14 protein-coding genes are annotated in these 12,925 nt (G+C 37.6%); 2 read left to right on the top strand and 12 right to left on the bottom strand.

All coding sequences use genetic code 11. The features are described 5' to 3' along the window. On the top strand, window positions 1-189 hold a 189-nt coding region (locus tag D6734_04775; GenBank protein ID RMF95903.1), incomplete at its 5' end, for a VCBS repeat-containing protein. A 303-nt stretch (window positions 190-492) separates the two neighbouring features. Here D6734_04775 and D6734_04770 read toward each other — a convergent pair. The 12 genes from D6734_04770 to D6734_04715 all read right to left on the bottom strand — a co-directional run bounded on the left by D6734_04770 (window position 493) and on the right by D6734_04715 (window position 10,149). Further along, a complete protein-coding gene (locus D6734_04770; protein ID RMF95902.1) occupies window positions 493-1,947 on the bottom strand; it encodes an NADH-quinone oxidoreductase subunit N in 1,455 nt (484 codons plus the stop codon). Window positions 1,948-1,968: 21 nt separating this feature from the next. Further along, the gene (locus D6734_04765; protein RMF95901.1) at window positions 1,969-3,549 is read right to left on the bottom strand and encodes an NADH-quinone oxidoreductase subunit M; all 1,581 of its coding nucleotides are present in this window, start codon (window positions 3,547-3,549) and stop codon (window positions 1,969-1,971) included. Window positions 3,550-3,572: 23 nt separating this feature from the next. Beyond that, window positions 3,573-5,501, bottom strand: a complete 1,929-nt coding sequence (locus D6734_04760; protein ID RMF95900.1) for an NADH-quinone oxidoreductase subunit L — start codon at window positions 5,499-5,501, stop codon at window positions 3,573-3,575. Window positions 5,502-5,511: 10 nt separating this feature from the next. Beyond that, complete coding sequence (gene nuoK, locus D6734_04755) at window positions 5,512-5,814, bottom strand: NADH-quinone oxidoreductase subunit NuoK (GenBank protein ID RMF95899.1); 303 nt, start codon at window positions 5,812-5,814, stop codon at window positions 5,512-5,514. Then, window positions 5,811-6,329: an NADH-quinone oxidoreductase subunit J gene (locus D6734_04750; protein ID RMF95904.1), complete on the bottom strand. Its 519-nt coding sequence runs from the start codon at window positions 6,327-6,329 to the stop codon at window positions 5,811-5,813. The genes nuoK and D6734_04750 overlap by 4 nt, the downstream gene beginning before the upstream one ends. Window positions 6,330-6,331: 2 nt before the next feature. Beyond that, complete coding sequence (gene nuoH / locus D6734_04745) at window positions 6,332-7,396, bottom strand: NADH-quinone oxidoreductase subunit NuoH (GenBank protein ID RMF95898.1); 1,065 nt, start codon at window positions 7,394-7,396, stop codon at window positions 6,332-6,334. A 24-nt stretch (window positions 7,397-7,420) separates the two neighbouring features. After that, window positions 7,421-7,891, bottom strand: coding sequence for an NADH-quinone oxidoreductase subunit NuoE (gene nuoE / locus D6734_04740; protein RMF95897.1), 471 nt, complete (start codon window positions 7,889-7,891; stop codon window positions 7,421-7,423). Continuing rightward, window positions 7,891-8,253 (bottom strand): NADH-quinone oxidoreductase subunit A, encoded by a 363-nt coding sequence (locus D6734_04735; protein RMF95896.1) that lies wholly within the window; start codon window positions 8,251-8,253, stop codon window positions 7,891-7,893. The genes nuoE and D6734_04735 overlap by 1 nt, the downstream gene beginning before the upstream one ends. 168 nt (window positions 8,254-8,421) lie before the next feature. Continuing rightward, the gene (gene atpE / locus D6734_04730) at window positions 8,422-8,748 is read right to left on the bottom strand and encodes an ATP synthase F0 subunit C (GenBank protein ID RMF95895.1); all 327 of its coding nucleotides are present in this window, start codon (window positions 8,746-8,748) and stop codon (window positions 8,422-8,424) included. Between the two features lie 60 nt (window positions 8,749-8,808). Next, window positions 8,809-9,495, bottom strand: coding sequence for an ATP synthase F0 subunit A (gene atpB / locus D6734_04725; GenBank protein RMF95894.1), 687 nt, complete (start codon window positions 9,493-9,495; stop codon window positions 8,809-8,811). A 6-nt stretch (window positions 9,496-9,501) separates the two neighbouring features. Next, window positions 9,502-9,723 (bottom strand): AtpZ/AtpI family protein, encoded by a 222-nt coding sequence (locus D6734_04720; GenBank protein RMF95893.1) that lies wholly within the window; start codon window positions 9,721-9,723, stop codon window positions 9,502-9,504. 237 nt (window positions 9,724-9,960) lie between these two features. Then, complete coding sequence (locus D6734_04715; protein ID RMF95892.1) at window positions 9,961-10,149, bottom strand: hypothetical protein; 189 nt, start codon at window positions 10,147-10,149, stop codon at window positions 9,961-9,963. On the opposite strand from D6734_04715, the gene D6734_04710 reads away from it, so the two are divergent. After that, window positions 10,091-12,778 (top strand): UPF0182 family protein, encoded by a 2,688-nt coding sequence (locus tag D6734_04710; GenBank protein RMF95891.1) that lies wholly within the window; start codon window positions 10,091-10,093, stop codon window positions 12,776-12,778. The genes D6734_04715 and D6734_04710 overlap by 59 nt on opposite strands. The last annotated feature ends 147 nt before the right edge of the window (window positions 12,779-12,925 follow it).

Here is a 12,925-nt window from a genome sequence, read left to right as displayed (position 1 = left end):
AAATTTACCATATTCATATTAGCAGGAAAAGGTGATTTTGATTTTTTAGATCCCGTTGAGTTTTCAGCGGGAAGATGGCCGGAAGAAGTAGTAGTTGCAGATCTTAATAATGACGACTACTTGGATATTATAACAATATCATCAGGAAGTGCTAACTTATCAATTCTTTTAAACACCACTGGGAAATAAAAAGAGACCTGATTTTCCTAAAATCAAGAAGTTTTTGAACCTTGTAATAAATGGACGACCGCAGTGGGTCGTTCCTACAATATCGATAAATTTTTAACCCTCTGTCTCTCCTTCTCTCACCTGAACTTTTTAATGGAGGGTGAAAAACAAAAATCTGATTGCTTGAGGGAAAAGATTTGAACCCAAGGCGCGCACGCAATGAGGAATTAAGCAAAAGGGTTTGTAATTTGTAGTGAGGAAAGGCGAAGCGTAGTACCAACCAATGAGAGACTTTTACCGAAGCTGTAGCAAAATGAACGAAAATTACCAGACTGCAATCTTGGAAATCTTGGCGAGGCGGATTACAAAATCAGGAAAAATTCCAACAATCATTATCACTGCGGCGCAGGAAAAAATTACGGCAAGAAGTTGAGGAGAAAATCTTCCATATATCCAGTTTTCTTCCGGCTCTTTCATATACATATAAACTATTATTCTGAAGTAATAATAAACAGAAATTACACTATTGATAACTCCAATTATTGCCAAATTGACAAATCCTGATTTAATTGCAGAAGAGAAGATGTAGAATTTTCCCATAAAACCTGCTGTAGGAGGAATTCCTGCAAGAGAAATCATAAAGATTGTCATACAAACACCTAAAAGAGGATACTTATAACCTATTCCGGCATATGCAGATATATTAACGGCTTCCTTTTCCTTGCTGCTCAAAAAAACGACGACTGAAAATGCTCCAATATTCATCAGAGCATATGCAAATAGATAAAAGAGCACTGAGGGAATAAAAAGTTCATTCATTGCAACAAAAGCAATGAGCAGATAGCCGGCATGAGCAATGCTTGAATAGGCAAGCATTCTTTTAATGTTGGTTTGTGCAAGAGCAACAAGGTTGCCCAAAGTCATTGTAATTGCACATAAAATCCACAACACTTCTGACATATTATCTATGAATGGCAGAAATGATGTTTCTATTACTCTGACTAAAGCAACAAAAGCCGCAACCTTCCCTGCTGTCGCCATAAAAGCGGTAATCGGCGTCGGCGCACCCTGATAAACATCCGGAGTCCACATATGAAAGGGGACTGCAGCTATTTTAAAGAGGAAACCTACAAAAAGAAGCGAAGTACCAATAAAAACTATAACCGGCAGTGAAGACGATGTGGATATTGCTGAAGCAATTCCACGAAGGTTTGATGTGCCTGCAAAACCATAAAGAAGTGCAATACCATATAAAAGAAAAACAGAAGAAAATGCTCCTACTAAAAAATATTTAAGCGAAGCTTCATTTGAAAGAAAATTACCTCTCTCGAACCCTGCAAGGACATAGAAGGCGATGGACATTATCTCTATTGAAAGAAAAATAATGAGAAGGTCGGCACCGCTTGCAATGAAAGACATACCAGCTGTTGAAAAAAGTATAAGCGACAAATATTCTCCAACGCCAAATTCGAAATCGCGCAAATAGGTCGAGGAGACAACGATAATCAGAAAAGCTATTATAAAAAAGAGCATCTTGGCATAAAAAGAAAAGCGGTCAATTATAAACATTCCGCTAAATGCTGTTATGCTGTTTCCCCATAGATTCATTGTCAATCGAAAAGAGACAAGAAGTGTTAGTATAGATAAAAAAACAAGCAGTTGCCTGCTGATTTTCGGAAAGAGTGCATTAAGCAGAAGCACCGCAAGAGCGCCAATGCAGAGAGAGATTTCAGGCATTACTGCCTGAAGATTGATGTTAATCTGTGTCAAATCCGGCATTTATAAAAAACTCCTTAAATTTTAGAGCATCTGCTCTTTTTCATTTTCATCACTCTTCAACTTTTCACCGCTATTAACCGTCTTGATTACCCTTTTTTTCATCGACGGTTTCTCATTCTCCACAAATTGATACTGCACATTTACCTTGTCCAACAACCCTTGCACCGATGTATGCATCTTTCCAAGAAATGGTTGTGGATAAACACCAATCATAACTATGAAGAAAATAACAGGAATAATCACAGCGGCTTCTCTTAAATTGACATCTTTGAGATTTCTGTTTTCCTCCTTTGTGATTTCCCCAAAAAGAAACCTCTGCACCATCCACAACATATAAACAGCAGCAAGGATAATTCCTGTAGCCGCAAAAGCCGCATAAATACGGCTTGCCTGAAAAGTTCCAACAAGTATGAGAAATTCTCCTATAAAACCGTTTAAACCCGGAAGACCGATTGATGACAAGGTTACAATCATAAAAAAAGTTGCAAAAATAGGTACTGTTTTTGCGATTCCTCCAAACTCAGAAATCATTCTAGTATGTCTTCTTTCATAAACCATACCTACGAGAAGAAAGAGCGCTCCTGTGCTTAGTCCATGATTTATCATTTGGATAATGCTCCCTTCCATCCCCTGTTGATTGAAGGCAAAAATTCCAAGCATTACAAAGCCGAGATGACTTACACTTGAATAGGCAACAAGCTTTTTGATATCCTTCTGCACCATAGATACAAGGGCTCCGTAAATTATTCCGATGATTGCAAGTACACAAAAATAGGGCATAAATTTAAATGAAGCATTAGGGAAAAGAGGGAGGCAAAATCTCAAAAAACCATATGTCCCCATTTTCAAAAGGACCCCTGCAAGAATAACGCTTCCGCCTGTTGGCGCTTCGACATGAGCATCTGGAAGCCATGTATGAAAGGGAAACATTGGAACTTTGATTGCAAAAGCCAATGCAAAAGCAAGAAAGAGCCATGGCTGAATTTCAATGGGAATATTGAGTTTATAAAAATCGAAAAGACTAAAGCTGTATTCTCCTGTCTGCTGATAATTCATAAAATAAAGGTAAAGAATTGCAAGAAGCATCAAGACACTGCCCACCATAGTATAGAGAACAAATTTTACAGCGGCATAAATTCTACGAGGACCACCCCAAACACCTATGAGAAGATACATAGGAATCAACATCAACTCCCAAAAGACATAAAAGAGAAATAAGTCAGTTGCAACAAAAACCCCAATCATTCCCACTTCAAGAAGAAGCATTGCAATCATATATTCCTTGACCTTATCTTCAATTGCGCTCCAAGAAGCAAGAATAACAATTGGAGTGATAAAAGTCGTAAGCATAACAAGGAGAAGACTAATGCCATCGATTCCCACAGAATAGTTGATTCCCAAACTCGTTATCCATGGTATATTTTCAATAAACTGAAAATTTGCTGTCTCACTGTTAAAGCCGTTGTAAATCCTCAATGAGAAGAAAAAATCAATAAGAGTTGTTGCAAAGGCAAAGGTCCTTATCAACCCTTTATTGTTTCTCCCCGTAAGGAGAATAAAAAGGACTCCAACAAGCGGGAAAAATGTAATAACCGAAATCAATTTATACTCCTTCTCTCCTTACACTAATAAATAAGAAAATATCCAACAAACAATACGACCCCAACCAATATTGAAACCAAATATGCCTGAACTTTTCCGCTCTGCAGTTTTCTCAAACTTAAACCGCCATCTTCAAAAAACTCGGCTGTGCCATTGACAATGCCATCAACAATCTTGTCATCAAAAAATTCCCAAAGAAATACAGCGCCCTTCTTTATTGGATTTACAATCAATGCATCATAAATTTCATCAACATAGTATTTGTTTAGAAGAAGTTTATATATAGGTGAAAAATTCTCAGCCAGCTTCTCAGGTACCTTCTTATTTTTAAGATAAAAGTAGTAGGCAACAGCCAAACCAATCAAAGCTATTAAAACTGATAAGACCATCAAAGTTAATTCCAAACTTTCACTTCCTTCTGCTTGCAATTCATTTGTTCTTTCTGCAGCAAATTTGAAAACAGGTTCAAGAAATGCCTCTATCCTGTTATGACCGCCAAGAATATGAGGTATGCCGATATATCCACCAATCACTGAAAGGACACCAAGTATTGTGAGAGGTATGGTCATTGAAGGTGGAGATTCATGAAGATGTTCTTCAGTATGAGGTTCAACTCTTGATTCACCGCAAAAGGTTAGAAAGACAAGGCGAAACATATAAAATGAAGTAAAACCTGCAGCCACTGCGCCAACAACCCAAAGCGCAGTATTCCCATAGGGAGAAGAAAAAGTTTTCCAGAGAATTTCATCCTTACTGAAAAATCCTGAAAAACCGGGAAATCCCGCAATAGCAAGAGTTGCAAGCAAAAAAGTATAAAAAGTAATCGGCATCTTCTTTCTAAGAGCGCCCATCTTTCTTATATCCTGTTCGCCGCCCATTGCGTGAATGACACTGCCTGAGCCAAGAAAAAGGAGAGCTTTGAAGAAAGCGTGTGTCATAAGATGAAATATCGCCGCTGTAAATGCCCCAACTCCGCAAGCAAGAAACATATATCCAAGCTGACTTACAGTGGAGTATGCAAGAACTTTCTTTATATCATTCTGCACAAGCCCAATTGAAGCCGCAAAGATTGCTGTAACAGCTCCAATAATAGCCACTGTCAGCATAGCTTCAGGAGCGATTATATAAAAGGTACTGCATCTTGCCACCATATAGACGCCAGCTGTAACCATAGTTGCGGCATGAATCAATGCGCTGACAGGAGTAGGGCCCTCCATAGCATCGGGAAGCCAAACATAAAGTGGGATTTGCGCTGATTTCCCCGTGGCGCCAATAAAAAGAAGCATCGCAATCCAGACTATCGTGTTGCTTCCTTCAGGGAAATTGGCTTCTGCTTGATGAAATACCTCTTGAAAATCGACAGAGTGGAAGGTGAAAAATATCATCATTATTCCAAGTATGAATCCGAAATCCCCTACTCTATTGACTATAAATGCCTTTTTACCGGCATCAGTTGCGCTCTTTTTCTTATACCAAAATCCTATGAGAAGGTATGAGCAAAGCCCTACAGCTTCCCACCCTACGAACATCAGGAGGAAATTGCCTCCCAAAACCAATAGAAGCATTGAAAAGGTAAAAAGATTGAGATAAGTGAAATAGCGTGCATACCCTTCATCATCATGCATATATCCAATCGAGTAGATATGAATGAGAAATCCCACTCCTGTGACGACAAGAATCATAATGGCTGAGAGAGGATCTAATTGAAATGTCAATTCTGCTCTGAATGTACCGCTTCCAATCCATGTGTACAGGGTTTTCTCAAAAAGCCGCTCTTCAGCAGGCATTGCAATAAGATTTGAAAAAGAGAGAAGAGAAATTAGAAATGATATGCCCACCGAGCCGCAGGCTACCAAACTTACAAGCTTTTTACCGATATATTTGCCAATAAGTCCATTTATGGCAAAGCCAATGAGCGGTAAACAGGGAATCAACCAAATATATTCAAGCATCGCCTACCATTTATCCTTTCATTTCACTAATTTCATCAACATTGACAGTGGTTCTTCTTCTAAAAATCAGGACAATGATTGCAAGCCCCACAACCACTTCAGCCGCCGCTACGGTAAGGACAAAAAAAACAAAAAGCTGTCCATCGATGTTGTTTAGATATTTCGAAAAAGCAACAAAGGTCAAATTCACAGAATTTAGCATAAGTTCAATACACATAAAAATTATGAGCGCGCTCCTTCTAACAAAAACTCCAATGGCGCCAATAGAGAAAAGAATTGCTGAAAGCACCAAATAATGGTTAAGTCCTATCATCGTCCTGTCCTCCTTGACATCAGCACAGCGCCAATAATAGCAACAAGAAGAAGTACCGAAGTAAGTTCAAAGGGCAACAAATACTTCGTAAAAAGCAATTTGCCAAGAAGCATTGTATTGCCCCCTTCACGGGCAATGGCATCTGGAGTAAAATTGCCCTTAGAAAGGATGTTCTTCGAGATGGATGAAGCTACAAACCAAACTTCTGCAAGAAGTATGCCTACAAGAAAGATTCCTCCTATTTTAACGCCCTTCTGCACTTTGAAAAAAATCTCATCCTCTCTAAGATCAAGAAGCATAACTACGAACAAAAACAAAACCATTATTGCGCCTGCATATACAAGTATTTGAATTATTGCCAAAAAATGCGCATAAAGAGTCACATAAAGTCCGGCTAATGAAATAAAGGTGATAATAAGAGAAAAAACCGATGCCACCGGATTTTTTTTCAGCACCATGAAAACTGCTGAAACCACTGCAAGTGATGCGCAAAAATAAAAGCCAACTGTTTCCATCATTATATGATATTCCAGTATATTAATGTCCCTGTTATAAGTATATTGAGCAGTGCAATAGGCACCAATACCTTCCATCCAAAAGCCATTAGCTGGTCATATCTGAATCTTGGGAATGTCCATCTAACCCAAACAAAGAAGAAAAGGACAACTCCCACTTTGATAGCAAACCATATCAATGGCATAAACCAGAGTTTATCTATGATTGGCAGATTCAACCAGCCGCCTATAGGCAATCCCTGCCATCCGCCGAAATAGAGAGTTACAATCAGTGCTGATGCTGTAATCATATTTGCATACTCTGCCATAAAAAACATTGCAAACTTCATACTGCTGTATTCTGTATGATAACCGGCAACAAGCTCTGATTCTGCTTCCGGCAAGTCGAAAGGAAGTCTGTTTGTTTCTGCAAAACTTGAAATAATGAAAACTACAAAGCCAAGAATCTGTGGAAAAATAAACCAGTATTTTCCCTGTTTGATTACTATATCTGAAAGATTTAGTGAGCCGGCTGTCATAATTACACCCACAAGAGCAAGTCCCATTGCAAGCTCGTAACTAATCATCTGTGCAGATGAGCGAAGACCGCCCATAAGAGAATATTTGTTATTAGAAGCCCAGCCCCCGAGGACAATTCCATAAACTCCAAGAGAAGCAACAGCGATTATGTATAAAATCCCAACATTGAGCTCTGTAATCTGAAGCTCTATCGGTTTATCCAACAATCCATTGAATGTCGTTGGCGCTCCAAAAGGTATCACTGCAAAGGTTATAAGTGCTGGAATTATGGAAATCATCGGCGCTAAAACATAAAAAAACTTATTCACATGAAGCGGAATGATATCCTCCTTCATAATGAATTTAAGGCCATCTGCAAGGGGTTGAAGAAGTCCAGCAAAGCCAACTCTGTTGGGACCCAAACGTTTTTGCATAAATGCAGAAACTCTTCTTTCCACCCAAGTAAGATAAGCAACGGTGCCCATCGTTGCGCTAAAGATGAAGAGGATCTCAACAACTTTTATAAAAAGAGTATTTGTCAATAAACTCGAGATGTTCGTTCCTCCCATTTTCCCTTTTTTTCTGTCTCAAATCTATTTCAAGCCGTCCAAAATGCTATCAACTTTCTCAATTGTAAGATTTTCATAATAATCATTGTTTATTTGCATCATAGGTGCTGTGCCGCAAGAACCAAGACATTCAACCGTAATCAAAGAAAATTTTCCGTCAGGTGTTGTTTCACCTACCTTGATCCCAAGCTTCTTTTCTATATGTTCAACAATTTTGCGTGCTTCAAGAAGATGGCAGGCAATATTCGTACAGACTTGAATGAAATATCTGCCAACCTTTTCTTTGTTATACATTGTATAGAATGTAGCAACGCCTCTAACACGGCTTGTAGGAATTTCCAATATTTGCGCCGCTTTTTCCATAGATTCTTTGCTAATCCATCCTTCCCTTTCCTGAAAAAGATGAAGTAAAGGCAAAAGTGCGGCATCCTTTCGGGGATATTTTTTGAGAAGCTCGTCTATTTTTTTATCAACCTCACCATTTTCAGCAGCCATCAAGTTTCTCCAAATTCTTCACTGCTTTTTTCCCATTCAAGAGCTTTCCTTTTCCACAAATAAAGAAGACCTAAGAGAAGAATAATTATGAAAACAACCATTTCATAAAAAACAAAAGCACCATAACTTTTGATAGATTTCAAAACTGCCGCCCACGGATATAGAAATACAGCTTCTATATCAAATATGATGAAGAGCATTCCAATAAGATAAAATTTTATAGGAAAACGAATTCTTGCTGAACCGATTGGGGGCATACCACACTCATAGGGTGAAAGTTTTTCAGAATGAATTTTTCTTTTACCTACAAGATAAGAGAGTATAATGTTGACAGCGGCAAAACCGACTGCAACAACAAGCATTATTATGACTGGCAGGTATGGATTAAGTCCCTTTTCCACCTGAATATTCCTGCGTTAAACTAAAAGGATTATGTATTTCTTACTTTTAACAATATTTTTAGCGGAGGATAAATCGTTCCTTTATCCCCCGCCAAATCTTCCTTATATATTACCAACCTAAATGCTTCATTATTTAAAGAGAAGAATCAGAACAACAACAAGAGCATAAATTACCAGTGACTCGATAAGAGCGAGACCGATAATCATTGCAGTCTGAATCTTACCAGAAGCATTAGGATTCCTTGCAATACCTTCCATTGCAGAGCTTACACTGCGTCCCTGTCCAAGAGCGCCTCCAAATGCAGCAATAGCAATGCCAAAAGCGCAAGCAACCCACACATAGGTAAAATTGACTCCGCTTACAGCTCCCTCCGCTGCTTCTTCAGCCATTGCGGTAGGCGCAAAAATCAAACACGCAAACATTAAAACAAGCATTGTCAAAGCAACCTTTTTCATCAGTTTTCACCCCCTTGTAAAAATTAAAATTCTTTAAACTCACAAAGTTTTATATCAATCTCAATGTTCTTCTGACAGAGCCAGAGAAATGTAAATCATTGATAGCACTATAAAAATCAAAGTCTGCACAAAAGCAACAAATATCTCCATTGCCATCATAGGCAAAGGATAAATCAATGGAATAGATACAAGCCCCAAAAAACTTCCAATCACAAGATGACCCCCAAAAATGTTGCCAAATAATCTTATCGACAGTGAAACAGGCCGTACAATATGGCTTATCAATTCAATAGGGATCATCAATGGCGCAAGCCAAGGAATAGGACCAGTAAACTGTTTTACATATTTAAGTCCGTGCCTCTTTATACCTACAATATGAGTTGTGAAAAAAACAACTATTGCACAACCACCGGTTGCGTTAATATTCGCAGTTGGCGAATCAAAACCCGGTATCAGTCCCAATAGATTCGATGTTAGAATGAAGAATCCGAGAGTACCAATAAGAGGAAGAAATCTTTTAGCTTCATGTCCCATGATTTCTTCCATAAAGTCGAGTATTCCTCCTACGACAAATTCAAAAAAATTCTGTTTGCCGGTAGGGATTTCCTGCAAATTTCTTTTTGCCCACAAAGAAATAAGGGTCAGAATTAGAGTGACAAGCACAGCAAGCATCACATAGCGGTACTCTTCCTGAATATGCTCAGGTATTCCAAGCAAGAGAAATAAATATACCGGTGGATGTTCCATCTTTTTCTATTCGCCCTTTTTTATTATTGAAAACATCTCTTTAAAGCCCGCAGCAACACCTAAAATTGTCCAAATAATTATAAACAGAGGCTTAGTTCCAAGCCATTTATCCAAATAATAGCCAATTGCAAGTCCAACGCATGTTGATGCTACCAGAGTGATTCCTATAGTGCTTAGAAGACCCCATTGACGGTATTCTTTCCTTTTCTCGTTGTCTTCATTTCCCATTAAAGGAACACTCTTTTTTTACAAGAAAAGCCTTTTAAATCTAATAGTTATCGCTCAAAAAAAGGCTTTATCCTGTAAAATAAATTTGCTGTCTTTAACACATAAAAAAAATATATGTCAAGGGAAAATGCTTTGATATTTTATGTTTATTTCCTCTCTTCTCACTACAGAAAAATGGCTCCCTTTGAAAAATTGGGAAATTCATCGATATGACAATCTCTTCATTTTTTGATCAATTCAAAAAAAGCTTTTTTTCAGAATAAAAGTCTTGTATTTATTGCTTATATGCTGTTTTCTTTCTCTATATAAAATAAAGAAGGAAAACAGTTTAAGCGCCTCTCCAACATTAATTAAAGGAGAATTAAAAATGAGGATTTTTTTGATTATATTCCTTCTTATTGCCTTTGTAATTCCTCTTTTTTTCAATTTTATTGACTTGTCAGTAGATTTTCTCTGGTTTTCCCATCTTGGATATACGCAAATCTTTAAAACTACGCTACTTGCAAAAATCATTACAGGAATAACAGCTGGAGGAATTTTCTTTATAATAAGCGCAATCAACATTTTTCTGGCAGGAAGAAGAAAACCACTCGAAATACCACGCACTTCCGGCAATATCATTGAACTTCCAGAGATAGACCGCTACAGTGAGCAGTCATCAAGATTTGCGTATATAGCAGCAATTTTTCTTGCCTATATATTAAGTACTTGGGGAGCTTCAAACTGGGAATTGGCGCTAAAATACCTCAATTCTCTCCCCTTCAACATTAAAGATCCCCTCTTCTCAAAGGATATAAGCTTCTATATTTTTAAACTTCCTCTCATCAAGGTTTTTTATGAACTGCTATTAGTCTCACTGCTTTTCTCAATCATTATTTCAGCAACACTTTATTTTTTAAGAAGAAACATAATAATCCTTGAGAAGGGCGTTAAAATATCTGAATTTGCAAAGAAGCATTTCTTGATTCTTGCCGGTGTTTTATTGTTCCTTTTTTCATACAAATTCGTAATAAACCAGTATGAGCTTCTTTTCTCCGAAAGAGGTGTCATCTTCGGCGCCGGATATACTGATATCAATGCTTCTCTGCCTGTGCTAAAGATTATTTCGTGGCTTTGCATTGCCCTTGGAATGCTCCTCATTTCAAATGTCTTTTATCCTTCATATAAAGCCGCTCTTTCAGGAATTATAATTATCGTGGTCTTTTATTTTGCAGGCATAAAGGGATATCCTGAATTTATTCAAAGATTTCAAGTCGCCCCCAACGAATTGGTTAAGGAAAAAAAATATATTGATTATGCCATAAAGTTTACAAATACCGCCTATGGGTTGAACAATATTGAAGAACGACCCTTTCCGGCATCTGAAAACCTAACTAAAGAAGATATTGAAAAAAACAATCTTACCATAAAGAATATCCGCTTATGGAATGAAGAGCCGCTGCTTTCCACTTTTGCACAGCTTCAGGAGATTAGAACTTACTATGACTTTGTGGGCGTTGACAACGACCGTTATATGATAGATGGTGAATATAGGCAGGTAGCTCTTTCGCCGCGTGAGCTTTCCTATAAAAATCTTCCAAGCCGAATCTGGATAAATGAACATCTCACTTATACACACGGCTACGGCATATGCGTCAGCCCTGTCAATCAGAAGAGCGAAGAAGGCCTGCCTGAACTTTTCATTAAAGATATACCTCCCAAATCTCTGAAAGGTCCTGAAGTCAAAAGGCCAGAAATTTATTATGGAGAAATTGCCAATGATTATTGCTTCGTCAACACTGAAAGCAAGGAATTCGACTATCCCTCAGGAGATAAGAATATCTATACGCATTATCAAGGGAACGGCGGAGTGCAGGTTGACAGTTTCCTGAAAAAAGTTCTCTTTGCTCTAAAATTCAAAGAAATCAAGATACTCCTTGCTAGTGATATCAAACCTGAAAGCAGGATAATGTTCTATAGAAAGATTAATGAAAGAGTAAAACACCTTACACCTTTTCTAAAATTCGATTCTGACCCCTATATAGTCATATCAGATGATGGGAAACTCTTCTGGATAATCGACGCATATACATTCACAGCAAATTATCCCTATTCTGACCCTACGAAGGGATATGGAAACTACATCAGAAATTCTGTAAAGGTCGTAATCGATGCCTATGAAGGTTCTGTTGATTACTATATTGTAGATGATAGGGATCCCATAATTAAAGTTTATGACAAAATATTTCCCGGCGTTTTTAAAAAATTTGAAAAAATGCCAAAAAGTTTGAAAAAACACATCAGATATCCGAGAGACCTTTTTCTAATACAAGCATTGAAATACTCAGCATATCATATGAAAGATTCGCAAGTTTTCTATAACAAGGAAGACCTCTGGAAAATACCATCGAGTGGAACAAACCAAGGATTAGGTATTATGAAGCCCTACTATATGATAATGAAGCTGTCTTCAGGAAATGAATATAAGGAGGAATTCATCTTGATGATACCTTTTACGCCGAGCCGAAAAAATAATATGATTGCATGGATGGCGGCAAGATGTGATATGCCCAATTATGGGAAATTAATAGTTTATAACTTTCCTAAACAAAAGCTCGTATACGGACCACAGCAAATCGATTCAAGAATCGACCAGAATCCTGAAATATCGAAACAATTGACTCTTTGGAATCAGGGAGGGTCATCTGTCATTAGAGGCAGTCTTCTCGTAATACCTATCGAAAAATCAATCCTTTATGTCCAGCCCCTCTATCTGTCTGCAACGCAGAGTGGGGGACTACCTGAATTGAAAAGAGTCATCGTCGCCTTTGAAAACGAAATAGTTATGGAAGAAACGCTCAACCTTGCAATTGAAAAGATATTTGGAAAAATCAAAAAAATAGGAAAAGAAAAAATTGAAAAAACAACCGAATCCAAAGAAGAAAATGCCAATGAAATCTTGAATAAAATAAGGAAGTTTTTCAACAAAGCCTTAGAACAGATGAGAAAAGGTGATTGGGCAGGATACGGACAAAGTATGAAAGAAATTCAAAACCTTCTCATCAAAAATCAATAAATAGAAAAATATTATTCAAGTACAGCTTTTACTGTATAAGGAACTCCGTTTTTGTAATTTTTCTTTCCATTGCTTACAACAGCAACAACCAAATAGACTTTATCGTATGTATCACCAAATCCTGATATTGTAACTGAACCTTTATTT

The sequence above is a fragment of the Candidatus Schekmanbacteria bacterium genome (assembly GCA_003695725.1).
In the GTDB taxonomy this organism is placed as follows: Bacteria; Schekmanbacteria; GWA2-38-11; order GWA2-38-11; family J061; genus J061.
This window is presented reverse-complemented; position numbering and strand designations above follow the sequence as displayed.

What these genes read in the sequence shown, in the direction of transcription:
- D6734_04720 (RMF95893.1), bottom strand. Translation starts at nt 9,723, where the DNA reads ATGGGAAATGAAGACAACGAGAAAAGGAAAGAATACCGTCAATGGGGT.
- D6734_04750 (RMF95904.1), bottom strand. Translation starts at nt 6,329, where the DNA reads ATGGAAACAGTTGGCTTTTATTTTTGCGCATCACTTGCAGTGGTTTCA.
- D6734_04770 (RMF95902.1), bottom strand. Translation starts at nt 1,947, where the DNA reads ATGCCGGATTTGACACAGATTAACATCAATCTTCAGGCAGTAATGCCT.
- D6734_04760 (RMF95900.1), bottom strand. Translation starts at nt 5,501, where the DNA reads ATGCTTGAATATATTTGGTTGATTCCCTGTTTACCGCTCATTGGCTTT.
- atpE (RMF95895.1), bottom strand. Translation starts at nt 8,748, where the DNA reads ATGAAAAAGGTTGCTTTGACAATGCTTGTTTTAATGTTTGCGTGTTTG.
- D6734_04735 (RMF95896.1), bottom strand. Translation starts at nt 8,253, where the DNA reads ATGCTTGTTGTTGCAGTCGGTTTTGCCGCTGTCAACATTATACTCTCT.
- nuoE (RMF95897.1), bottom strand. Translation starts at nt 7,891, where the DNA reads ATGGCTGCTGAAAATGGTGAGGTTGATAAAAAAATAGACGAGCTTCTC.
- D6734_04710 (RMF95891.1), top strand. Translation starts at nt 10,091, where the DNA reads ATGAGGATTTTTTTGATTATATTCCTTCTTATTGCCTTTGTAATTCCT.
- nuoH (RMF95898.1), bottom strand. Translation starts at nt 7,396, where the DNA reads ATGGGAGGAACGAACATCTCGAGTTTATTGACAAATACTCTTTTTATA.
- nuoK (RMF95899.1), bottom strand. Translation starts at nt 5,814, where the DNA reads ATGATAGGACTTAACCATTATTTGGTGCTTTCAGCAATTCTTTTCTCT.
- atpB (RMF95894.1), bottom strand. Translation starts at nt 9,495, where the DNA reads ATGGAACATCCACCGGTATATTTATTTCTCTTGCTTGGAATACCTGAG.